The sequence below is a fragment of the Paenibacillus sp. JQZ6Y-1 genome (assembly GCF_040719145.1).
GTDB classification, from domain to species: Bacteria; Bacillota; Bacilli; order Paenibacillales; family Paenibacillaceae; genus Saccharibacillus; species Saccharibacillus kandeliae.
Window position 1 is genome coordinate 2,611,878 of the sequence record NZ_JBFDUZ010000001.1, and the last position, 25,072, is coordinate 2,636,949.

General features: G+C 47.0%; 19 protein-coding genes. 2 read left to right on the top strand and 17 right to left on the bottom strand.

What is annotated here, in order from left to right; all coding sequences use genetic code 11:
* Nucleotides 1-63 precede the first annotated feature (63 nt).
* From mntR to adhE, 9 genes are all read right to left on the bottom strand, one after another.
* Nucleotides 64-489, bottom strand: a complete 426-nt coding sequence (gene mntR / locus ABXR35_RS11175; RefSeq protein ID WP_367059606.1) for a transcriptional regulator MntR — start codon at nt 487-489, stop codon at nt 64-66.
* A 286-nt stretch (nt 490-775) separates the two neighbouring features.
* Nucleotides 776-2,806 (bottom strand): methionine--tRNA ligase, encoded by a 2,031-nt coding sequence (metG, locus tag ABXR35_RS11180; protein WP_367059609.1) that lies wholly within the window; start codon nt 2,804-2,806, stop codon nt 776-778.
* A gap of 395 nt (nt 2,807-3,201) precedes the next feature.
* The gene (yidD, locus tag ABXR35_RS11185) at nt 3,202-3,495 is read right to left on the bottom strand and encodes a membrane protein insertion efficiency factor YidD (RefSeq protein ID WP_436669364.1); all 294 of its coding nucleotides are present in this window, start codon (nt 3,493-3,495) and stop codon (nt 3,202-3,204) included.
* Between the two features lie 14 nt (nt 3,496-3,509).
* Nucleotides 3,510-4,037, bottom strand: a complete 528-nt coding sequence (locus ABXR35_RS11190; RefSeq protein ID WP_367059615.1) for a Fur family transcriptional regulator — start codon at nt 4,035-4,037, stop codon at nt 3,510-3,512.
* 490 nt (nt 4,038-4,527) lie between these two features.
* On the bottom strand, nt 4,528-6,726 hold the full coding sequence (locus ABXR35_RS11195; RefSeq protein ID WP_367059618.1) for a copper amine oxidase N-terminal domain-containing protein: 2,199 nt from the start codon (nt 6,724-6,726) through the stop codon (nt 4,528-4,530).
* Nucleotides 6,727-7,244: 518 nt separating this feature from the next.
* The gene (gene nagZ, locus ABXR35_RS11200) at nt 7,245-8,876 is read right to left on the bottom strand and encodes a beta-N-acetylhexosaminidase (protein ID WP_367059621.1); all 1,632 of its coding nucleotides are present in this window, start codon (nt 8,874-8,876) and stop codon (nt 7,245-7,247) included.
* 204 nt (nt 8,877-9,080) lie between these two features.
* Nucleotides 9,081-9,818 carry a pyruvate formate-lyase-activating protein gene (gene pflA / locus ABXR35_RS11205; protein ID WP_367059624.1) on the bottom strand — a complete coding sequence of 246 codons (738 nt, stop codon included), beginning with the start codon at nt 9,816-9,818 and terminating at the stop codon, nt 9,081-9,083.
* Nucleotides 9,819-9,924: 106 nt separating this feature from the next.
* Entirely contained in the window at nt 9,925-12,192 is a 2,268-nt protein-coding gene (gene pflB / locus ABXR35_RS11210; protein WP_367059627.1) for a formate C-acetyltransferase, read from the bottom strand.
* Nucleotides 12,193-12,770: 578 nt separating this feature from the next.
* Nucleotides 12,771-15,383, bottom strand: coding sequence for a bifunctional acetaldehyde-CoA/alcohol dehydrogenase (gene adhE / locus ABXR35_RS11215; protein ID WP_367059630.1), 2,613 nt, complete (start codon nt 15,381-15,383; stop codon nt 12,771-12,773).
* Nucleotides 15,384-15,714: 331 nt separating this feature from the next.
* On the opposite strand from adhE, the gene ABXR35_RS11220 reads away from it, so the two are divergent.
* The gene (locus tag ABXR35_RS11220) at nt 15,715-16,443 is read left to right on the top strand and encodes a Crp/Fnr family transcriptional regulator (RefSeq protein WP_367059633.1); all 729 of its coding nucleotides are present in this window, start codon (nt 15,715-15,717) and stop codon (nt 16,441-16,443) included.
* Between the two features lie 122 nt (nt 16,444-16,565).
* Here ABXR35_RS11220 and ABXR35_RS11225 read toward each other — a convergent pair whose 3' ends face one another.
* From ABXR35_RS11225 to ABXR35_RS11255, 7 genes are all read right to left on the bottom strand, one after another.
* Complete coding sequence (locus ABXR35_RS11225) at nt 16,566-16,883, bottom strand: winged helix-turn-helix transcriptional regulator (RefSeq protein ID WP_367059636.1); 318 nt, start codon at nt 16,881-16,883, stop codon at nt 16,566-16,568.
* A gap of 196 nt (nt 16,884-17,079) precedes the next feature.
* Nucleotides 17,080-17,784: a uracil-DNA glycosylase gene (locus ABXR35_RS11230; RefSeq protein ID WP_367061368.1), complete on the bottom strand. Its 705-nt coding sequence runs from the start codon at nt 17,782-17,784 to the stop codon at nt 17,080-17,082.
* 352 nt (nt 17,785-18,136) lie between these two features.
* A complete protein-coding gene (locus ABXR35_RS11235) occupies nt 18,137-18,871 on the bottom strand; it encodes a ThuA domain-containing protein (RefSeq protein ID WP_367059638.1) in 735 nt (244 codons plus the stop codon).
* Between the two features lie 22 nt (nt 18,872-18,893).
* Complete coding sequence (locus tag ABXR35_RS11240; RefSeq protein ID WP_367059641.1) at nt 18,894-19,862, bottom strand: sugar phosphate isomerase/epimerase family protein; 969 nt, start codon at nt 19,860-19,862, stop codon at nt 18,894-18,896.
* A 243-nt stretch (nt 19,863-20,105) separates the two neighbouring features.
* Nucleotides 20,106-21,209, bottom strand: coding sequence for a Gfo/Idh/MocA family protein (locus ABXR35_RS11245; protein ID WP_367059643.1), 1,104 nt, complete (start codon nt 21,207-21,209; stop codon nt 20,106-20,108).
* A complete protein-coding gene (locus tag ABXR35_RS11250; protein ID WP_367059646.1) occupies nt 21,202-21,969 on the bottom strand; it encodes a sugar phosphate isomerase/epimerase family protein in 768 nt (255 codons plus the stop codon). Before ABXR35_RS11250 ends, ABXR35_RS11245 begins: the two co-directional genes overlap by 8 nt.
* A 155-nt stretch (nt 21,970-22,124) precedes the next feature.
* Nucleotides 22,125-23,204, bottom strand: a complete 1,080-nt coding sequence (locus tag ABXR35_RS11255; protein WP_367059649.1) for a Gfo/Idh/MocA family protein — start codon at nt 23,202-23,204, stop codon at nt 22,125-22,127.
* 266 nt (nt 23,205-23,470) lie between these two features.
* Between ABXR35_RS11255 and ABXR35_RS11260 the strand changes: the two genes are divergently transcribed.
* Nucleotides 23,471-24,295 carry an AraC family transcriptional regulator gene (locus tag ABXR35_RS11260; protein WP_367061371.1) on the top strand — a complete coding sequence of 275 codons (825 nt, stop codon included), beginning with the start codon at nt 23,471-23,473 and terminating at the stop codon, nt 24,293-24,295.
* A gap of 240 nt (nt 24,296-24,535) precedes the next feature.
* On the opposite strand, the gene ABXR35_RS11265 is transcribed toward ABXR35_RS11260, so the two are convergent.
* On the bottom strand, nt 24,536-24,799 hold the full coding sequence (locus ABXR35_RS11265; protein ID WP_367059652.1) for an AbrB/MazE/SpoVT family DNA-binding domain-containing protein: 264 nt from the start codon (nt 24,797-24,799) through the stop codon (nt 24,536-24,538).
* Between the last annotated feature and the right edge of the window lie 273 nt (nt 24,800-25,072).

Here is a 25,072-nt window from a genome sequence, read left to right on the forward strand (position 1 = left end):
TCCACGGTGAAAAGTTGCGCACAAAATAAAAGACATCTGTCAGATGAACGACAGATGTCTGCCTTATGAATCGCTAACTAGCTCATTTTGCAGCTTTTTCAGTGCTTCGACACGTTCCGGGTCGCGGCGGAAATATTCAACCAGCGTCTCGATCTGCGTAATCGAATCCCAGCTCAGGTGATGCTCAATGCCTTCTACGTCCTTGTATATATAATCGGGATTCACTCCGATAATATCCAGAAAATCCTCCAGCAGTTGGTGACGTTCTACCAGCCGTTTTCCCATTTTTTTGCCTTTGCTTGTCAGCACAAGACCACGGTATTTTTCATAAATCAGGTATTCATCTTTATCCAGCTTCTGGATCATTTTTGTAACGGATGAAGGATGTACTTCCAGCCCCTCGGCAATATCCGATACACGCGCATAGCCCTTTTGATCAATCAGCTTGTAGATGCGCTCCAAATAGTCTTCCATACTGGGCGTTGGCATCTTGCTCCCCCTTTGGTTACACTCTCTAATTCATGATTCTGCTGCCGATGAATGGCTTCGCTGCTTGCGATCAGAATCACATGGTTCATTCAATAATCATACATGGAATAACGACGGGTTGGCAAGTTTTCACGTATTTTTTTGCCGGATAAAGAACCTTTCACACACGCTGTATATACAGATCACAGCGGTATGAAAGGTTCCGTCCAACTTGTATATTTGTTCTTATTTTCGTTTGAAGATAACGGTGGTTTGCGTAGGGTATACTATGATGGTTTTGCTAGTATTACTTGACGATAGCGCCATTTGGCATGCTATCTGGCACAGTTGCCAGTGTCAATTGATCGCCCTGTGATGCCGCCAGAATCATACCACGGGATTCTTCGCCGCGCAGTTTGACCGGTTTCAGATTGGTGACGCAGATGACTTTGCGTCCAACCAGTTCCTCTGGTGTATAGAATTTGGCAATACCAGATACGACTTGACGTTGCTCAAAGCCCAAATCCAGTTGCAGCTTCAACAGCTTGTCGGCTTTTTTGACTGGCTCGGCAGCGATAACCTGTGCCACGCGCAGCTCTACTTTGGCAAAATCGTCGATGCTGATTTCCGGTGCAGACTCTTCTTCCTGTACAGCTGGTGCAGTGACTGTTTGCTGCTCAGTCGTCGCCTGTGCTGTTTGCTCGGCTTCCGTTTTCAGTACGCCGCCCATTGCTTCCACGATATATGCCACTTCTTCTTTGGAATCAAGACGCGGGAAGATTGGATCGCCTTTTGCTACCGCTGTACCTGCTGGAATCAGACCAAAGCGGCTAGCGCTGTCCCATGTGGTCAGTTCGCCATCGGCAATGCCGATTTGCTGACGAATCTGCTTCGGTGCGCGTGTCAGGAACGGCTCCAGCAAGATGGAAATAATGCGCAGTGCTTCTGCCAGATGGAACATGACCGAATCCAGCTGCGGACGGTTGGCTTCATCCTTCGCAAGTACCCATGGCTGGGTTTCGTCGATATATTTGTTCGTACGGCTGATCAGCTGACTAATCGCAGTCAATGCGACCGAGAATTCCAGTTTCTCCATCGCCGTTTCGATTTTGCCAATTGTATCGCCGATAAACTCCTGCAATTTGCCGTCTACTTCATTCACTACGCCATTGTAAGCAGGCACGGAGCCACTACAGTACTTGTCGATCATCGCGACCGAGCGGTTCAGCAGGTTACCGAGATCATTTGCCAGATCGGAGTTTACTCGATCTACAAAGCTTTCCGGTGTAAAGGTACCGTCAGAGCCAAATGGCACTTCACGCAGCAGGTAGTAACGCAGCGCATCAAGACCGTAGCGTTCGATAAGCGTTACTGGGTCTACAACATTACCTTTGGATTTGGACATTTTGCCGTCCTTCATCAGCAGCCAGCCGTGACCGAATACTTTTTTCGGCAGTGGAATATCCAGCGCCATCAGCATGATCGGCCAGTAGATGGTGTGGAAACGCACGATTTCTTTCCCGACCAGATGAATGTCTGCTGGCCAGAATTTGTTGAATAGCTCTTCGTTGTCGCTGCCGTAGCCGAGTGCTGTAATATAGTTGGACAGCGCATCGATCCATACGTATACAACGTGCTTCGGATCATTTTTCACCTTAACGCCCCAGTCGAAGGTCGTCCGCGATACGGCGAGATCTTCCAGACCCGGTTTGATAAAGTTGTTGATCATTTCATTTTTGCGCGATTCTGGCTGAATAAAGTCAGGATGATCCTGATAGTATTGCAGCAGACGATCTGCGTATTTGCTCATACGGAAGAAGTAGGATGCTTCTTTAACGAGCTCGACCGGATGTCCACTGTCTGGGCTCTTACCGCCAGTGACTTCGCCTTTATCATTGCGCTCAATATCAACCAGCTGCGTCTCGGTGTAGAACGTTTCATCAGGAATGCTGTACCAGCCTTCGTATTCGCCTTTGTAAATATCGCCTTGCTCCAGCAAACGGTCGAAAATATCTTGTACGACCTTCTTATGACGCTCTTCGGTTGTACGAATAAAGTCATCATAGGAGATGTCCAGCTTGTCCCACAGGCTCTTGATGCCTTCCACGATGCCATCGACGAATTGCTGCGGTGTTTGACCTTTCTCAGCAGCTTTGCGCTCAATCTTTTGACCATGCTCGTCCGTACCAGTCAGATAGCGTACCTCATATCCGCGCAGACGCTTGTAGCGTGCCATAGCATCGCCTGCTACCGTCGTATAGGCGTGACCGATATGCAGCTTGTCACTAGGATAATAAATCGGGGTCGTAATATAAAATGTTTTGTTCTCTTCTGGCATCTTGATTCCTCCTTGGATTAAATACATCCATCATCTGATGGGCAAGTCTAGATCGCTCGCTATACAGCAAATGGACGCAAAAAAGCTCCCGCCCCTAATGGGACGAGAGCTTGTACTCACGCGTTACCACCCAACTTCCCCGCTTTTTTGCAAAAGCAGGCTCAGCAGCCTATACAGGCTGACCCTTAACGCGGGCTTACGCTGGAGCCTTACGTACCGATATAATCCGGTATGCGCTCGACTTCAGTTCCTCCCGGACCATGTTCTACAGTGGCTTCCAGACCGGTTCGCAGCTGTTCCGGCTCTCTGTGCTGTGCCTATTCCGTATACTTATCCGTTCACTGGATTGCATATATAACTATGTTTCTCAATATACCGAATACCCGCCGAAGCTGTCAAGCATTCCGCGGGTCCTGTTTGTATTCATGGATATGATGCTCCGGCTCATGATCCACATCCTGACGCTTGCTGCGCGGCGGTGGAACAAGATCAATACCGCCCGGATGAAACGGATGACATTTGCTGATGCGGCGTGCTGCGAGCCAGCTTCCTTTGAGTACACCATGTACTTCAATCGCTTCCAGCGCATATTGCGAGCAGGTTGGGTAAAAGCGGCAGCTTGGCGGCTTAAGCGGAGAAATGAATTTACGGTAAAAGTGAATCGGCACCTGTACAGCGCGACGGCTCAGCTTTTGTGGCGTATTCACTGCTCTTGCCCTGCCACTGCGGATACGGCTTTCTTTTTCAAATGAAGCGCAGGGCCTTCCTTGCCGTCACCGCCGATAGGCATACCCTCTTCGCCGTTTGATCCGGCTTGTTGTGCCAGACATTCCTTACAATAACCGAACACCTCGAATTTGTGGCGGATCACCTGAAATTGCTCTGGCATATCGGTCATATCCATCGGACAGAAAGCGATCGGATACGTTTTTTCACATTGCAAGCAGATCATATGGTGGTGATGATGATCCTGACTGCAATGACTTTTGAATTTGACTCCGTCTTCAAATACAACCTGTTCCAATACGCCCAGCTCCTGCATAACGCGTAGATTGCGATACACGGTATCAAAGCTCAGACCGCTATATTTACGTTCCATATATTCGTATACATCCTTAGCAGTCAAGTAGCCCGGCGCTTCAGCAAACAATTTTGCCAGCGTCCGACGCTGATCGGTAATACGCAGACCCTGCTTGGACATAATATCAATAATTTGCTCTGTGGACAGCATGAATCTTCCTCCTATCATCGTTCTGAATCGTCTACGATCAGAAACCCGCTTCTATAAATAATCATTTTCTATATCCTGGTTCCTTTAACTCTTATCAAATCCATCATAGTTCAAACAAAAATAGACTGCAAAGCGCATACCTTGCAATACCGGCAGTCCTCTACTTTTCGTATACATGATCTGTAGATATAACACTATTCGTAATCATAACTATTATACACGAAAACGAGCGTAATGCCGAATATTTCTTAGAATTCATAAGAATTATTTGAACGGTTGGAGCCTATGTATTGTGATATTCCGCTTTGATTCCAACGCATTCATTGGATGCAATATAGAAAAAACCGAAACCGCAATCGCGGCTTCGGCTATTTGAACTGGATAGCCCGTACATCACAGGCAGGGATGCGCATGAGGTGTACGGGTGTAGGTTCCAGTTGTTGAGATCTGGCAAAGTTTGTGAGCAGACATTCTTTGTGTCAGATCTTGATTATTGTTTTTTGGTTGGCATTTGGTTAAACAGCAGGTTGACTGGCAAGTTACTGCCCGGTGCGGCTGTAAACCAAATTTCTACTGATTCCGTATCCAGTGTACCGGTACGGTAAATGACAACATTATCGTTCGCGCTAGTTGTACCACCGTTGTTTTTGATCGGAGTACTGGTGCCATTTACATAAATATAACCAGAATAGCGTCCGCCACGCGCATTAAAGGAAATAAGCGTATTCGGTGCTACCATATCCAGCTTGATTCTGTACAATACACCAAAGTTACCAGCGTTGGATGCTTCGGTTTGTGCCAGCGGGTCCGTACCAGTCAGGTTCGGGTCGCTGTTGTTGTCGCCCAGTGGCAGACGAACGCTTGTGTTGCCGATCAGCTCGCCCACGTGGATAATGCGAGTCGCATTGTCATACGTACCGCGGTTGTGGATACCGTCGCGATCCAATTTTGGCAAAGTGTTCATCGCTTGCAGCGGATCAGCGTTCTCATCCACCATGAGTACGGTGTATTGAACGGTAGCATCACTGACCAGATCACCGAACAGGGAAATAACGGTGTCGTTTTTCATCGTCGATGCGCTGAGTTGATTGAAGATCACTTGGCTTTGACCCGGTTGCAGGGTTACGGTTTGAGCATCTGCACCAGATTGAATGGATTTGTAGTAACGATCGATCGAGACTTTACCCGCTGCGGTTGCATAAGGGTTCGGTCCACCAAAACCAACATCCTGAATATTCAGGTTTGCCGGTGTAGCATTGGTGTTGGTAGCAACGATGTACATTTTTACATTTTTGCCTGTTTCGTTCAGATGGTGAACCATGAAGCGTGTTGCACCCGTTGCGGTTTCTTGATAAACGATACCTTCCGACAGTACGCGTTCTGGACTGTTACTGCGGATCAGGCGTACCGGCTCAGAGCTGGTTTCGAATGGTGTAATCGCGCGACCCGGTACTTCTGCACCGTTAAAGTCGAAGGAATCACCGATTGGTGTAAACAGCGGGTAGAACTCATCAGCTGTGTACAATGTGCTATCTGTAATGTTGATCGTTTTGCTATACGTGTTTGTTTCGCCGTGCTTGTCTGTTACCGTTAGTGTGACGGTTTGTGGACCTGGAGTAAAGAATGCAAGCTGCTTGTTGCCCCATTCCGTTTTGGTAATGGCATTCTCATCATCTGTACTCATATCGGTATACGTGATCAGTTCACCCATACGATACGAGTCGGTGTTGGTATTGAACATAGCAACTGGCGGTTGGTTTGGAGGCAGTACATTGATCGTTACACTGTACGGATCGCTCCATTGTCCATTGGAATCCAGAACTTGATACGTCACAACATGCGCGCCCGCATCAGCGAAGATGTCCTCGCGTCCAGTCCAACGCTCATCCACAATGGTAGCTCCGTTGGAAGAACTCGATTGTGTTTTGTATTGTACGGTTGTTTGAGTCGCATAGACATCTTTAGGCGATACAGTAAAGGATGCTGTCGGTTTTACCTGAAGATCCATGATGACCATTTTGCCTTGTACTGTATACGGAATACCCAGTGCGGCAGTGATGGAAGTGAGCGGCACCATAAACGTTCCTTTTTGCTGGAACGATGCGCCTTTCATCAGCGATTGTACGCCGTTCACTGTGTAATACTTGCTATCTGTTTTGAAACGCAGTTCTTTGCCGTCTTTGGTCATGACGGTTTCTTTGGTTACGGAATCATATGTAAGCGTAAGGCCAACACGTTCCACCAGTGCGCGCACAGATACATAGGATACACCGTTTTTGACAGTCATCGGCTGATTGGAGAAATACAGCTTGCCGTCACGGTAAATCTGATTGGAGTTCATCATAAAGATCAGTTTGTTCGGACCTGCGGAATACACATCCGTTACCACCTGTGGTGTTGTCGTTACAGGTGCTGTTGGTGTAGTGGTCGGTGTTGTCGGCGTAACCGGTGTGGTTGGCGTCGTGGTTGTACCGTCCGTTCCTGTAGTGCCGTCCATGCCTGTTCCGTCGCCCGTTGTTGTCGGATCAGTTTGTACGGTATCCGTAGTAGAGTTATCGCTATATACATCCTGTTGGACAACTCCATTTGCTGTATCGCCTTCTGCTGCGAAAGCCTGCGCTGCAGGAAACGTTGCCACAACCTGTGTGAAGGCAAGTACAGCTACTAGTATGCTCTTCTTGAATTTCATCGTTCGACTCCTTCTTGTATCTTTTTTTCTATACCGAGATGTCAAAGAAAAACTCCCCCTGAAAGGCACAATTCCCTTCCCCTTCGCAGGTCGGAAGCCGGTTGCTGCAAAGGCAAAATTCCATTGTCCCCCCGCGTCTGTAAACTCGACGCTTGTATGACACATTAATAAGACGCGACTTTTTTTGAAAAGTTTCTCTGGAATATCGCAATCACTCATTAAAAGTCATGTATTCACAATTCGTTCACATTTACATTTAGGGGTACTTGAGCTTATTTTCATAGGATATGTAAGTTATTGTATGCCATTACAGCCATATACCTAGACGTCCTGCACATCGAAAAAGCCTGTCCATCCGTAGATCGACAGGCTTTGTTACACGCACTGGCGTTTGTACTTTATTCGTCGCATAACCGGAACAGGAATACATGATCTCGTTCGGCATGCGCAAATAAAGATTCTTTGAACATCTCGCTAAAGGTTATGCTTCACATGATATGCGCTGGCGACAGACAAAGTCAAATTTGCACCAGATAACCTGGATTCAAGCTGACTGGAAGCTTGCCTGTAGCGGTTTCTGTTCCTGCCAGCACCGCCGCTAATGCCTCCACTGCATATTTCCGATTTTCATACGTACAGATATAGGTACGTAGCTCTGGCAGCTCATTCCAATCATACGGATTACGCATCGACACGACGATCAGAGGTATCTGCAATTGTTCATGCAGAGCGTGCACCAGTTGCGCTTGTTGTTCTGGCAGCTGCCCTGCGGAGGTGTACGTAATCTGCACCACAAAGCCAGCCTGCTGTGCCTGTTGCAAGGCTTGTTCTCGCTCCTCTGCATCCGGCTCCGTGCTAATTATTAAGCGCTCTGCTGGCAAGCCAAGTGCTGTCAGTACCTCCGCCAGATTGCGATCATGTCCCACTGCCTCAGCTACTTCTGTACGACGCGATAGCTGTGGCCAGATGACCAACCCCTGCTTACCATCCGTTGCAGGCTGAAGCGGTAGCTGATCATCATCCTTAACTACAGTGATGCTGTGTAGAGCGATGGAACGCAATATATTGGCATTGTCCTCATTGCGTAGGATCGTCATTAGTTCCTGTTCGCTGACTGGCTCACGATCCATATTCCGTTTGGCTTTTAGCTTGCATATCCGTGCAACTGATTCATCGATCCGCTGCTCAGATATACGTCCCTGTTCTACCGCCTGCCGCACCGCTTGAATCGCAGCGATTTGGTCTTCTATCGTATGGCTAACTAACAGCAGATCCGCTCCTGCCTCCAATGCCATCACGGTCGCCTCGGGAATGGGAAAATGCTTCGCAATCGCGTGCATTTCCAAACAGTCGGTCACGATCACACCGTCAAAACCCAGCTGCTGACGCAGTAGTCCCGTTAACACACGATGCGACAACGTCGCTGGTATAGAGTCCGGTTCAAATGCTGGGAACATCACATGCGCGGACATGATCAGGTCAGTGCCAGCAGCAATCGCCTTCTGGAACGGCAGTAGTTCTATTTGCTCCAGACGCTGTACATCATGCGGCACCGAAGCCAGTCCATAATGCGAATCCACCTCTGTATCGCCATGCCCCGGAAAATGCTTGGCGGTCGCAGCTACGCCCTGCTCTTGCATAGCGGTGATCGCTGCTGCACCGTGAGCCGCGACAACGTCTGGCTTTTCTGAATATGAGCGTACGCCAATGACGGGGTTACGCGGATTGTTATTCACATCGACACAGGGCGCAAAATTCACATTGATCCCTAATGCACGCAACTCACGAGCACTAATCGAGGAAGCTTGCGCTGTCCAAGCCGGATCACCCGTAGCCCCCAGCGACATATTGCCCGGAATCAGACTCAATTCCTCCTGATCAATCCGGCTAACCATACCACCTTCCTGATCAATCGTAATCAGTAACGGTGGCAAGCCCTGATCATGCGCCTGCTGCTGTAGCTCTGCCGATAGTCGGTGAATCTGTTGCGGTGTACCAATATTGCGGCGAAAATAAATCACCCCGCCAATCTGATACTCTGCAATCAACTGCTTCACTTGAGCATCCGGCACAATATCATGAAATCCGCATACGAATAACTGTCCAATCTTCTGCTCCAACGTCCACTTATCCATCGTCCATTGCGACATCTGTATCCCTCCTGCGGACCCGTACACTTGGCGATCCGGTAGTGTATGTATTGTAATCCAGTATAAAGTCCACTCACTCCTACAACAATTGGACAAACTGTACAAAAAAACACCCCGTCCGAAGACAGGGTGCCCATGAGGTGAAGCGGTAGACTTATGAATACACACGATTTCATACATGAGGATGATACAAACAGATATATCTTATACGCAGGCTCCTTGACGTCTGCCCTGCTCAATCAGGCGATACGCGCGTTCTACTTCGGCTTCTGTCGGTGAAGGTACGCCGTCCAGCGGATAGAGGCGACCAAGCGACTCCCATTTGTAGATGCCCATCTGGTGGTATGGCAGAATCTCGAATTTCTCCACACCATGTAGGGTAGCGATGAATTCACCCAATGCGATCAGGTCTTCTTCCGCATCGTGGATGCCTGGTACGAAAACATGTCGTATCCACATTTTACGTCCATGATCCGATAACCACTGTGCCAGCTTCAGTGTACGCTCATTGGATACGCCCGTTAGCTTTTTGTGCTTTTCATTGTTGATATGCTTGAGATCCAGCATAACGAGATCGGTCACGTCTAGCAGCTCGTGAATCTTTTCCCCATCATTGTAGCCGTTGCTATCGAGGGTTGTGTGCAGATTCCAGCGTTCTTTGACCTCTTTGAACAATGCTTTGACGAAAGGGGCTTGTAGTGTCGGTTCACCACCAGAGACGGTAAGCCCGCCGCCGGAGCTGCGATAGTAATTCAGGTAAGGCTGGATTTCGGAAAGAACTTCTTCCAGTTCCATCACCTTGCCGCCGTCTAGATTCCAGGTATCGGGATTATGACAATACTGGCATTTCATCAGGCACCCCTGCATAAATAGTACGAATCGAATACCTGGACCATCGACAGTACCGAAGGTCTCCAGCGAGTGAACACGGCCTGTTACCATGATCATTCAGCCCCTTTCATTATGAGTGATTTGCAGGACATGTCTATTGCTGTTACATATGACATGTCCTGCAAGCGTTGATGTGTTGGTTGAATATGCTGCGTAATTACATGTTGCTGTGGAACGTACGGTTGATTACGTCCAGCTGTTGCTCTCTAGTCAGTTTAATAAAGTTAACCGCATAGCCAGAGACACGAATGGTCAGCTGTGGATAGTTCTCTGGATGTTCCATCGCATCCATCAGTTGTTCACGGTCAAATACGTTGACGTTCAAGTGGTGAGCGTCACTACCGAAGTAGCCATCCAGCATAGCCACCAGATTGGATTTGCGAATTTCTTCTTCTTTACCCAGTGCTTTTGGCACGATGGAGAAGGTGTTGGAGATACCGTCTAGGCTATCTTCGTATGGCAGTTTAGCAACGGAACTCAGGGATGCCAGTGCGCCTTTTTTGTCGCGTCCATGCATTGGGTTCGCACCCGGTGCAAATGGTTCGCCTGCTTTACGTCCGTCTGGTGTAGTACCTGTTTTCTTACCATATACGACGTTCGATGTGATGGTCAGTACAGATTGAGTCGGCAGTGCGTTACGGTACGTTTTGTGTTGGCGAATCATGCTCATGAAGGTTTCAACCAGCTCTACGGCGATCTGATCGACACGATCATCGTTGTTACCGTAGCAAGGGTAGTCGCCTTCAATTTCAAAGTCAACAGCGATGCCTTGTTCGTTACGGATCGGTTTCACTTTCGCGTATTTGATAGCGCTCAGGGAGTCAGCAGCAACCGACAGACCGGCAATACCGCAAGCCATTGTACGCAGAATGTCACGATCATGCAGTGCCATTTCGATACGCTCATAGCTGTATTTATCGTGCATGAAGTGGATGATGTTCAGTGCATCCATGTACACTTTCGACAGCCATTGCATCATCGGTTTGTAACGGTTCAGCACTTCATCATAATCGAGGTACTCGGAAGTAATCGCTGGGAATTCAGGCCCTACTTGTGCGCCGGATTTCTCGTCTTTACCACCGTTGATCGCATACAGCAATGTTTTGGCAAGGTTGGCACGTGCGCCGAAGAATTGCATTTGTTTACCGATACGCATCGCGGATACGCAGCAAGCAATACCGTAGTCATCACCATAGATCGGACGCATCAGATCATCATTTTCATACTGAATAGAGCTTGTTTCGATAGAAACTTTGGCACAATATTTTTTGAAGCCTTCTGGCAGTTGTTCAGACCACAGAACAGTCAGGTTCGGTTCTGGTGCAGGACCTAGATTGTACAGGGTATGCAGGAAGCGGAAGCTGCTTTTGGTTACCCGAGTTTTGCCGTCGACTGCCATACCACCGATTGATTCGGTTACCCATGTTGGGTCACCACTGAACAGTTCGTTGTAATCTGGTGTACGCAGGAATTTCACAATCCGCAGTTTCATAACAAAATGGTCAACTAGTTCTTGTGCTTGTTCTTCAGTCAGTGTGCCTTCTTTTACATCGCGTTCAATGTAAATATCGAGGAAGGAAGATACACGTCCGAGCGACATTGCTGCGCCGTTTTGTTCTTTCACAGCTGCCAGATAACCGAAGTACAACCATTGGAACGCTTCTTTAGCATTTTGTGCTGGTTTGGAAATGTCGAAGCCGTGTTCGGCTGCCATTTGCTTCAGTTCATTCAGCGCTCTGTATTGCTCGCTGATTTCTTCCCGTTGGCGAATGGTGTTTTCGTCCATGTATTCGCCCAGTGTTTCGTCATGCTCACGTTGTTTTTGTTTCATCAGGAAGTCTACACCATACAGCGCTACACGGCGATAGTCACCGATAATGCGTCCACGACCATAAGCATCTGGCAGACCAGTTACGATACCGGATTTGCGTGCTGCACGAATCTCAGCAGTGTAAGCATCGAATACACCTTGGTTATGCGTTTTACGAATGTTAGTGAAAATGTCGATTATGGATTGTGGAACTTCAAATCCGTATGCTTTACAAGCATCGATCACCATGCGGATACCACCATAAGGCTGAATCGCACGTTTGAAAGGTGCATCCGTTTGTACGCCGACAACTTGCTCTTTGTCTTTGTCCAAGTAGCCCGGACCGTGCGATACGATGGAAGCTGGTGTATTCACGTCTACATCCCATACACCGCCACGCTCGCGTTCTTCTCTGGACAGCTGGGAAACGATGTTCCACAGGTCATTTGTATTTTGAGTTGGACCTGCGAGGAAGTTTTCGTTGCCAACATAAGGTTTAATATTTTCGTCAATGAAGTTTTTTGTGTCTACATGATTGGTCCATTTACCTGTGTGAAAACCTCTCCAGGCTTGTTGTTGTGATTGATCCTGTACGTTTCTTTCGATTACCGACATTGATAATCCCTCCATTATTTGTGAATAAAATCACAAATTGTGTTATGACATTGACTTGGTTGTCTCAGCGCCGGTTCGTTGTGTTCCGGCTATGTCCTTATTATGCAGGATGATGGATCATATTGATGTGATTTTTATCACATTAATGGCGTCTCATTATGATTTTTATCACTTTCTGTCATTGATACAGCAAAATTTTAAATATGATACAGATGCACCTCCTTAGCGACGGACATATGCAAAAAATACAATAGTCCACATCCCCTACACTCTACTGACTTGATACAGGAAGACGAGAAATCCCGATACAGTTGCCGTACTTTTGAACAATATAAAATGGAACTGCTGCAATTTGAAATGCACTCCGCTTCCTTCAAATTATATTCCGCAGAGGATATGGGATGACGAGCAACACCTCCTTTCCAGAATAAGAAAAAAGGCTGCGGTCAATCCGTACTCACAGCGGATGACAGCAGCCTATCATAAAGGGAGGAGAAACTACATCGAACACATTAGGCAATTATAGGATCATGGCAACGATTCATTTCCAGCTTTGGCTCTGTCGAGCCGCTGGTCATTTATTCAAATTTGCCATAGAACGCGTTGCGGTATACATCAGCCAGCTCGGTTACAAGCGGCATTTTCGGATTGGCAGTGGTACATTGATCTTCAAAGGCACGGTCTGCCAAATAATCTACACGCGATTCAAAGTCCTTCGCGTCAAAGCCCAGCTCTTGGAATGTCTCAGGGATGCCCAGTTTGCGGTTCAGATCGCGAATCGCGTTGACCAGACTATTCACACCTTCTTCTGTCGTACGAGCAGGCAGTCCCAGAATACGGGCGATTTCGGCATAGCGTTCGTCAGCGATAAAGTGCGAATATTTAGGGAACGATGCAAACTTGGTCGGTTTTTTCGCATTGTAACGGATGACGTGTGGCATCAGAATCGCATTGGTACGTCCATGTGCGGTATGGTATTGACCGCCCCATTTATGCGCCAGACTGTGGTTGATGCCAAGGAATGCGTTAGCAAATGCCATACCAGCGATGGTCGAAGCGTTGTGCATTTTCTCGCGTGCCAGTTTGTCGCCAGTCAGTGCCGATTGCTCCAAGTATTGGAACACCAGCTGAATCGCTTTGATCGCCAGACCATCGGTGTAGTCATTCGCCATATTCGATACATAGGCTTCGATAGCATGAGTCAGCACGTCCATACCAGTATCCGCTACCGCTACACGTGGCAGGCTGTATACAAATTCGGGATCGACAATCGCTACGTCTGGAGTCAGCTCGTAATCTGCCAATGGATATTTGGTATTGCCTTTTTCTTTGTCGGTGATAACAGCGAACGAAGTCACTTCCGAACCGGTACCCGATGTGGTTGGGATGGCAACGAATTGTGCTTTTTGACCTAGATTTGGATATTTGTAGATCCGTTTGCGAATATCCATGAATTTTTGTTTCAGGTTGTCAAAGCTTACATCTGGATATTCGTAGAACAGCCACATACCTTTGGCAGCATCCATTGGCGAACCGCCGCCCAGTGCGATAATGCAGTCTGGCTGGAAGCGTTCCATCATTTGACGACCGCGTTCTACCGTTGCTGTCGATGGATCAGGTTCCACTTCCGAGAATACTTCAATAGCTACTGGCGTTTGACGCTGACGCAGATAGTGCTCTACTTTTCCCACATAACCGAGCTGTACCATCATCGGGTCAGTAACAATCGCTACACGGCTGATGTTCGGCATTTTGGCAAGGTATTGCGTCGATCCTTTTTCAAAGTATACTTTCGATGGGATTTTGAACCATTGCATATTCACGGTACGGCGAGCCACCCTTTTAATGTTAATCAGATTGACGGCAGTGACGTTCGACGATGTCGAGTTGCGTCCATACGATCCGCAGCCCAGTGTCAGCGAAGGCAGGTTCGTATTGTAAATGTCACCGATTGCGCCGTGGGTCGAAGGCGAGTTAACGATGATCCGTCCTGTTTGCAGACGATCCGCGAATTTCTGGATTACGTCTTCATTGTTCGAGTGGATCGCCGAAGAGTGACCCATGCCGCCAAATTCTACGATTTGAGCCGCACGTTCGATGCCTTGATCAGCATTTTTTACTTTATAGCAAGCCAGTACAGGGCTTAATTTCTCAGCAGATAGCGGATATTTGGTGCCTACCCCTTCCAGCTCGGCTACCAGAATTTTGGTATCAGCAGGAACGGTAATTCCGCTCATTTCAGCAATTTTGGTGGCAGGTTGTCCGACGATGACTGGATTCACTGCACATTTGTCCACATTCATTGCGCCGGCAGTCAGTTTGCCGACTTCTTCTTTGGTGAGGAAATAGCAGCCGTTGTCGATCATCAATTTTTTTACTTGATCGAAAACAGGTTCTTCAATAACTACCGCTTGCTCGGAAGCACAGATCATACCGTTATCAAACGATTTGGACAGGATCAGATCAGTTACCGCTTGTTTCAGATCGGCGCTTTTCTCAATAAATGCAGGTACGTTACCCGGACCTACGCCCAGTGCAGGTTTACCGCAGCTATATGCCGCTTTTACCATCGCACCACCACCAGTAGCCAGAATGAGTGCTACGTCAGGGTGATTCATCAGCGCGTTTGTTTTGTCCATCGACGGATTGTCGATCCATTGGATACAGTCAGCAGGTGCACCATGTTTGACAGCTGCTTCTAGCAAAATGCGAGCAGCTTCACGGCTGCATTGCTGTGCAGATGGGTGGAAACCAAAGATGATTGGGTTGCGCGTTTTGATTGCAATCAATGCCTTGAACATTGTTGTAGATGTCGGATTCGTTACAGGCGTGATCCCCATGATAATTCCAACTGGTTCAGCAATCTTTTGGAAACTGTCATACGCGTTGTCTTCAATCACGCCGACTGTTTTCTCATTTTTGATGCTATGGTAGATATATTCGGTAGCAAACAAGTTCTTGGTGATTTTATCCTCATATACCCCCCGGCCTGTTTCTTCCACTGCCATTTTAGCAAGGTGCATATGCTTGTCTAGCCCGGCAAGCGCCATCGCCTGTACAATGTTGTCGATTTGCTCCTGATCCATTTTCATAAAAGCGTTGTAGGCTTTGTTGCCCTTGTCGATCAGCTTTTGAATCTCTTCCTGTGCAGTCAATTCAACGGTACGAGCGGCATCATTTTTTACAGCCATTTCTCTCATCCTCCTCAGAATGTGTGTTGCTTTTGTCTACGCACTGATCATAGCATAGAGACATAAATCATAATGTGATTTTTTTCACAATCAATTTTAATTTTTAAAAATTTCTTTTTTCTGTTTTTTCTTTTTGCATTTTAAATTAAGTAGAGGTATACTATAAGTGAAAATAATCACAAAGTTATTTATATTATGTTTTCTTTCTTTTCACCGATATGATTAAGAGTACCATATGGAAGAACAGAAATATTCTTACTAATTTTTCCTATAATTTAATGCAATCTGGTTATTTTCTACGTATAATGGGGACAAAAGGAGAGGACGAATCATGAATAATCAAATGGAACGCATGACTCAGAACGAAAACAGCAATACGACTAGCTTCTCGCCCGTCAATATGGAGCGACTCTTATCGTATGCAACGGAGCGCAATGTGCCTGCCGGTTCGCATCTGTTCTGGGAAGGCGATATTTCGGACAAATTATATTACATTAAAAGCGGACGTGTAAAACTAACCAAATCGACTGACGAAGGTAAAGAACTCATTCTGTATATGTACCAAAATGGCGATATGATCGGACAGGCAGATCTGTTCTCGGGTACGCGTCTGGGCTTCACTGCGGAAGCGTTAGAGGATACCGAGGTTGCGGTAATCGATCATAAAGACTTGGAGCTGATCATCTGTCAGCACTGTGACTTTGCGATTGATTTTATGAAATGGATGGGTACACACCACCGTCTGACTCAAACCAAAGTACGTGACCTGATGCTGTACGGCAAACCAGGTGCACTCTGCTCGACGCTCATTCGTCTGAGCAATACGTATGGCGAAGATTATAATGAAGACGGCTCGATCCTGATCAATAAAAAAATTACACATACTGATCTGTCGAATATGATCGGCGCTACCCGTGAGAGCGTCAACCGGATGCTGAGCGATTTGCGTAAAAAAGATACGATTGAATACGAGCATGGCATGATCATTATTCACGATCTGGAGGCTTTGCAGGAAGTGTGTCATTGCGAACTATGCCCGAAAGAAGTCTGCCGCATCTAATCCCCTCTCCCCCTACGTATAACCAGATAGATTCATATAGCAAAAAAGCTTTCCACCGGCATTCACCGGGGAAAGCTTTTTTTGTATGGCCGAAACTCCAACAGATCAGCCTGATCGACGTATTAGTCTACCCACTGCTCCGCCCAATTTTGGATTTGATCCATAACCGGCTGCAGGGCGCGTCCTTTTTCCGTCAGTTCATACTCAATCCGTACCGGAGTCTCCGGATAGACCTGGCGTAACAAAATACCGCTTGCTTCCAGATCCTTCATACGCTCTGAGAGCATTTTGTCGCTCATCATCGGGATGAGATTGGATATGTCTTTGAACCGTTTAGGTCCGCTCATCAGGGACTGAATAATCAGGCCGTTCCATCGTTTCCCGAGAAAAGAGAACGCTGTCTCAAACCGCGGACATAAACCCAGCTGATGCTGTTCCATCGTTTCACCTCTTTACTGGTCCGTAGCCCGATATCATCCTGCCTATCGTACCGGAACTCTCAATGTAAACTTACAATAAGTTAGCATATATAGTTTAACATATTTTTAACTATAATAAAACGAAAACCTACCGATTTCAGCGGTTTCTGTCGTATATTTACACCAGTTCGCGCTGGACATAACCACCTATAATAAATCATTGTTCCGGCTTATATTTTATAACTTCGTGAATGAAATCGCGCAATCGATGCAGATCCTCCTGAATGGTCTGCTCTAACGAACGATTGTACAGAATTGCTGCTGGATGATAGAGCGGAAACACCCAATAAGACTGCTCCGACCACGTGTATCCTTGTTCTGGATGGTACGGGTCTACCTGCCGAATCGCAGTCTGCCGTGGTTGTCCATGAATCTGCGATACGCTGGTGCTGTTGCCGATCAATCGGTGCAACCCAATATTGCCCAGTGTGATCAATACCTGCGGCTGTACAGTAGCAATCTCATAATCCAAAATGGGTGCATATGCCAGCACTTCTTTGCTGGTCGGTGTACGATTCGCCCGACTGAGGCGCTCTGGGTGATTCTTCACTGGCTTGTCACGATACGGACGACTACGCACCGCACTCGTAATGTATAAATCATCGCGCGTCAATTGTAAATGATCCAGATAGCCGTCCAGCACCTTGCCTGCTTGTCCGCAAAATGGACGTCCCTGCTGAATTTCGTTGGCTCCCGGCGCTTCGCCAACTAGCATCAGCGAACCCGGCCATTTGCCGAATCCGGTCAAAAACCCTTCTAACCGCAGCCCTTCGACACGCTTGAGACAGGACTGTACTAGCTCTGGCGGCAAAGGAACATGACCAATTGCAAAAGCAGAGTCGTGGCTGTTCCTATATTCCATCAATGCAAACCCCTCCTCAGACATACCTAATCCTCTTGCCTGTCGGGTATCCGGTTTTAAAGAATGAACCGGTCATAAAAATCTCCCCATAGCTTATGAATCTATTACCCCAATCCTAGTACTAGCTACAACAATCAAAAAGGTACGTCTGCTGGTCGGAATCAACCATGCAGACGTACCCTGAAAATCATGCTCGTCTATCTCATTATTATGGCATTACATAAAAGTTAGGCGTCCCGTCCGTCCATCTGCTCAATCACAACAGGTTGCATACAGTATGATCAAAGTGGGCTTGCCGATCCTTATCGGCAGGCGTACTAACCCTTCCCTTATGCCGACGCAGCTGACAATATTATACGGTCAGTTTGCTGCTGCCGATTGCACGTTGCGGTTCGGTACGTCCAAATGCTGGACGTGCGTTGCTGGCAGGATATGCCCAGCGTACCGCATTGGCAATGATGTGCATAATATCTTGATTGTAATACGTAGGGTACGTTTCATGACCTGGACGGAAGTAGAAGATCTTCCCGTGACCACGGCGATACGTACAGCCGCTGCGGAATACTTCCCCGCCTTCAAAGTTGCTCAGGTACACCAGTTCATCCGGCGCTGGTACATCAAAGAATTCACCATACATTTCTTCTTTGTCCAGTGTGATCGAAGGGTTAACGCCCTGTGCGATCGGATGCGTCGGGTTGACACACCATAGGATTTCCTGCTCGTCGGCTACGCGCCATTTCAGATCGCAGCTGGTGCCCATCAGTTGTTTGAATGGTTTGGAAAAGTGTCCAGAATGAAGCACAATGAGACCCATGCCTTCATTTACGCGTCGTACGACTGCTTCGGCGATATCGTCGTCGACCAGGTCGTGCGCAGTATGGCCCCACCAGAGCATAACATCCGTAGAGTTCAGAACGGATTCCGTCAGACCGTGCTCATCCTGATCCAGCGTTGCTGTGCGGCAGGCGAAGCCTTCTTTGGTCAATCCGTCTGCGAGTACTTTGTGAATTCCATCCGGGTATACGGCTTTTACATCATCGCGGATTTGCTCATGTACAAACTCATTCCAGACTGTTACGTTAATCATACTGTTACTGCCTCCCTGTTGTTTAGACCCACCACATCTCGCCGAGTTCTTCTTCGATCATAACCTGCTGCAAGTTGTGGACGGCTTTAGTAAATCCTTCGTTTACGGACATTAATCCGTCTTCATGCTCTATGCTAACAACGTAATCGTAACCTACCAGGCGCAGGGCGCTGACAATGTCTGCCCATGTTTTCAAATCGTGACCATAACCGACGGTACGGAATTGCCATGCTCTATCGTTCATCTCCGCGTAGGAGTGCATGTCCGTTACACCGTTCATATTCATATTATCGGTATCCGTGATCGTATCTTTAGCATGAAAATGATGAATTGCGCCATTTTTCCCCAAAATTTTTATTGCTGCGACAGGATCGATCCCTTGCCACCACATATGACTTGGGTCAAGGTTCGCTCCAATCGCTTCGCCTGCTGCTTCACGCAGCTTCAACATTGTGCCTGGGGTATGCACGGAGAATCCACCGTGTAGCTCAATACCGACTTTGACATTGTGATCAGAAGCCAGCTTGCCATTCTCCGTCCAGTATGGAATGACTTTCGTATTCCATTGCCAGTCCAGCAGATCGCTGTAATCCGTTGGCCATGGTGCTACGGGCCAGTTTGGATATTTAGCGTTGTCGCTGTCACCCGGACAACCAGAGAACGTATTCACGACTGGTACATCCAGCTTTTGAGCCAGCTTAACTGATTTAACAAAATCCTCATGTGCTTCCTGAGCAATCGCTTTTTGTGGATGCAGCGGATTGCCGTGGCAGCTCAATGCGCTAATCATCAAACCACGAGATTCTACCGCTTTTTTGAACTCGCGCAGCTTGCCTGCATCTGCCAGCAATTCGTCCGGCTTACAGTGAACTGCGCCCGGATTACCGCCCGAACCGATCTCTACCGCCTTAACGCCTTTTTCGGCAACATAGTCAAGCGCCTCCTCAAAGCTTTTGTTGTTCAGCAATACCATAAATACGCCCAATTTCATTCGTGTTTCCTCCTGGTTCAACTGTTTTGTTAGGTAAAGTGGAATGGATGTTGTGTTTGATTGGTTCGAATGATCTTCTACCTATTAATACGAACTCCATACCGATAAAGTTTGAAATTTCAGGAAATTTGTTAATAAAATTTTACTTATCTGTCATATAAAAAATTTTGTTTAGGCTGCCTATATTCTGCGTTGATGTTGTTCAACAACTTCTCGCCGCGAAATAGACGAGTAGCGTAGCATTTATACCGATGCTACCTGCTGCTGCAATTCAATCGCTCGACCTGTGCGTGCTGATTCGTAGATGGCTTCTAGAATTTGCGTAACAACCAATGCCTGCTCTGGCTTCACCAGCGGCTCGGTATCGTTGATGATCGCTTCCAGCCACATGCGAGCTTCGCGTGCACCAGCATCTTCCGTATCGCCGGAGTAAAAAGCAACGCCGCCAGAGTTGAGATCAACCTTGCTGTCGATCAGACGCCCATTCTTTTCCCCGTTGATATGCAGCCCATCACTCATATCTGCACCGCCCTCGGTTCCACACAGTAATGTCTGTGCTTCGCCGAATTGACGAATATTGAGCGCCCAGCTGGATTCCAGCGCGATGACCGCTCCATTCTCCATCGTGATAAAGCCAAATGCTGAATCCTCTACCTTAAACTGTTCTGGGTCCCAAGGACCGAACGCATTCGCAGAGTTCGGACGTGGACCGAGCTTATGGAATGTAGAACCAAGAACACTTTTTGGCTTGTAATTGTCCATCAGCCATAAGGTGAGATCCAAAGCATGGGTACCAATATCGATCAATGGCCCGCCGCCTTGCTTGTCCTCATCCAGAAATACACCCCACGTCGGTACAGCGCGGCGACGCAGTGCAATCGCCTTGCCGTAATACACATCGCCTAGATCGCCATCTTCGACCATTTGCTTCAAGTAGAGACTGTCGTCACGGAAGCGGTTTTGGTAAGCGATAGATAACTTTTTGCCTGTGCGTTTGGCTGCATCGACCATTTGCTGGGCTTCGGCAGTCGTTTTTGCCATCGGCTTTTCACAGAGTACGTGCTTGCCGGATTCCAATGCCGCAATACTGATGACAGCATGGGAATCATTTGGTGTGCAGACGTGAATCACATCAATACTGCCATCTGCGAGCAGTTCCTTATAATCGGTATATACTTTGGCACCTGTAACGCCGTATTGCTCTGCTGCTTCCGCTGCGCGCTCCTGCACAATATCACAGAAGGCAACGAGCTTGGCAAGCGGCTGCTTGGCGAGACTTGGCAAGTGCTTGCCGTTAGCAATCCCGCCGCAGCCGATGATGCCAATATTCAATGTCTGATTAGACATTTACGACGCCTCCTTTGGCGCCATAGCTTTTCACCCAATTGATACTCTGCTCGATACTTTGCATCGGAGCTTGCAGGCTGTTGTCCTGTTCCACAATGATCCATTCCGCTCCGGCTTTGTCCGCAGCATCCGCGACGCGTGCAACCGGCACTTCGCCTTCACCCAGCTCCATCATTTGAATACCATCATCGGTACGTTTGAAGTCTTTCCAGTGTACGAGCGGCAGACGGCCAGCATATTTGTCAATATATTCAATCGGATCGTAACCGCTATACTGTACCCATGCTGTATCCAGCTCTACCTGAATCAGATCAGCAGGCAATTCGGAATACAGAGCATCGAATACAGTGCTGTCACCGATCTTCTCTGTAAATTCAAAATCATGGTTGTGATACAGCAGAACTACATCGTTCTGGTTACAAACCTCTGCAAACTTACGCAGATTCGCAAAGATCTCTGGCCAATTGCCACGTTGCTCCTCAGACAGATAAGGAACAATAATATATTTGTTACCAATCGCTTTGTTATAATCAATCAGCGATTGAGCGTCATTCAGAAGATCATTGTATTGCGTATGGGAACCGACCACTTCCAAATTGTTCTTTTTCAGCAATTCGTTAATTTGGTCGGCACTGCGTCCGTAAAATCCAGCAAACTCTACACCTTGATAACCGAGTTGAGCAATCTTTTCAATCGTACCTTCAAAATCGCGTTCCAGATCTTCACGTACGGTAAACAGCTGCAATCCAACTTTTAACATAATAGAATTCACTCCTGTAGGTAGTTTGGTTGAAACATGCGATGATGTCGATTCCAGATGCTAGTACTGCTATTTACTGTTATGCTATGTGTGGTATCTGTCGCTGTATCTAAGATATAGCGAGCAGGTGTATGCAAAATGGATGATGCGATTGGTTAATACACATTGCCCTGACGATAACCGGCACGACTCTCAATGATGACATGCTTGCCTTCCAATGAAGAACGCTGGAACGCATGCATCACTTCTAAGACGTGAAATGCCAGTTCTCCGCTAGCGCGATGCGGGCGATTGTCGTGGATAGCAGATATCATCTCATTCAGCCCTTTGCCGCGCTCATTGCTGACCGGCTCAAATACCGGTGTAACAATCTCGTAGCTCTCTGCGCCTGGACGCTTCAGACGAACGTCACCGTCGAAAAAGTTTGGATCAGGAATATCCAGCGTGCCTTCAGTACCATAAATCTCAATACGTGGTAGTTGCGAGCCGCCCGGAATATCAAAGCTGGTGACTAGCGTAGCAATCGCACCATTTTCAAAATCAATCGTGCCTGCTAGATGCGTCGGCGTTTGTACACGAATCGGCGAGTTTGCTTTTGGTCCGGTATGCACTTTACGATCAGGAATCTGAATGCCCGTTGACGAGCTAACTCGTGTCATCGATCCAAGTAAGCTTGTAAGCGCGGTCAAATAATATGGTCCCATGTCGAACATTGGACCCCCACCCGGCGCATAGAAGAATTCAGGATCAGGATGCCAGGATTCGGGCCCAGCCCCCATCATAAAGGCAGAGGCGGCAATCGGACGCCCGATCAGACCGTCATCAATCGCTTTGCGTGCAGTTTCGATTCCTGCTCCGAGGAATGTATCCGGCGCACTGCCGACGCGTTTACCGACTTCTTTCGCTTTTTCCAATGTACGTTTGCCATCGCCCAGCGAAACGGCGAACGGCTTCTCAGCATACACATGCTTACCAGCTGCAAGGGCTGCCAAATTAACAGACGCATGCGCTGCGGGAATGGTCAGATTGATAATTAATTCAATATCATCCTGCTTGAGAATTTCTTCCGAGGTGAAGGCGTTTTCAATACCAAACTCTTTTGCCCGTTCTTCCGCGCGTTCCTTCACCATGTCGGCACAGGCTACAATTTCGACAACCGGACTTGATTGCAGATTAGTGAAGTAAATAGAACTAATATTGCCGCATCCGATTAATCCGGCTCTCATTCGTTGCACAGGTAATCCTCCTTTGGCATGTGCCAATGTATGATAAACCCGATATGTACGATGGACTTATCCATACGATTGCTTGCCATTTATTGGTATAAATCGTTATACAGCATATTATGCAAAAAATAGTACGTTGAATGGCGTGCAAAATATGTTGTTTTATGTTCGTTACCATAGTATTACGAAATCGTATCAATTAAAATGAATAATATGATTAAAACATGAACTATTTGGTCAAAATTTAAATTTGTTGCTGAAATGAGGATCACATGATGGATGGACACGGAGAAGATTGCAAAGTATATACCGCAGGGTACTCCTTTCACCGGAAGCCCTTTTATATGAATGAGCCGGATGGCATTCACAACTATCTGTTCCGTCTGCAAACGGAAGGCAGCTGTCAATTGCGCTGCGATGGTGAGTTAGTTCATGTGGAGACGGGAGAATTACATATGTATGACCCGAATGAACCTTATGAGCTGCGAATCGGTGATACGCTTGATTCTACGGGCAAAAGAGCAATAGAAAGCGGAGATTATCACATTTTTTTCGGCGGTCCTTGGGTAGACGAATGGTGGACACAGAACAAACGCCCATGCAAAATTAAAATCCCGCTGACCGATAATATTATGGATCTGATGCGTCAGATTGCGATGGAGAAACGTCGGATTGATAACCCCAATCCTGAAATCTCTAGTCACTATATGAAGATCCTATGCCTGTCTGTGGATCGTTATCTAGCCGAGCAGCCTGTCGGCGCACCGCGCACTTATCTGGCTTATCAAATCAAGAGTTATATCGAGGAAAATGCAGCCTCAACGTTTAAATTAGAGGATGTTGCGCTTCATATTGGCATTAGCGTATCACGTGCCGTTCATCTGTTCAAAGAGGCGTTTGATACAACGATTATGCAATATGCGCTTGATGTACGTCTGAATATGGCACAGGAGCGAATTATGTTCAGCCCTATGCCGCTGGAAGAAGTCGCAGAATCCTCGGGCTTTGCGAATTATACGTATTTTCATCGGGTATTTCGCTCCCGTTTCGGCATGTCACCGAAAGAATTTCGACTATCCAAGCGCGAGCCTATTACATGATATGCTTGTCTGCTTTCATATTACACATTCAATACTCCTAACCCCACTAATACCCCGAAGGAAACTAAAAAGGCATTCTGGCGAATCATCGCCGGAATGCCTTTTATATATGCAACCGAATACGGTCACTTACAAATGTATATTCACAATCATAGAAATCGAATAGATCACGAACAGAATAGATCATAGTCACTGCTTGTACAGCGGCTGGTATCGATTTCAGTTCTCTCAAAAATCACTTTAGCTCTTTTGAGAATTACGGATTTGTGTCAGTTCATCAATGACGCTGCGGCTGATCAGCTTACCTTTAAAGTAAACAAGGTCTTCCGTATCACCGGTAAAAATGCAGGAAGGCTCGTATTTTTTCAAAATAATACGGTCGCTATCCACGAAAATTTCCAGTCCATCTTTTACATCGATATTCATAATACGGCGAAGCTCGATTGGAATAACAACTCTGCCCAATTCGTCCACTTTTCTCACAATACCTGTTGCCTTCATCATACGAATTCTCCTCCAATATCATCATTCTACATTTATCTACAAAATTTTTAATCGTAATAATTATTATTAAAACACACTGGAACTAGAATGCCAAGTTAATATTTTACTTCATATGAAAATTATTAAATATTTTATTGTTATCAATCCAATGATTAAAGAACCTTCCTACTTAGGATTTATGACCGCCAGCCACTAATTTACGGGGATATAGAGTTATAAACAAAATTTCGACTTTTTAATCGCTTGCTGACTAAAAACGTCGAATGATGAGGT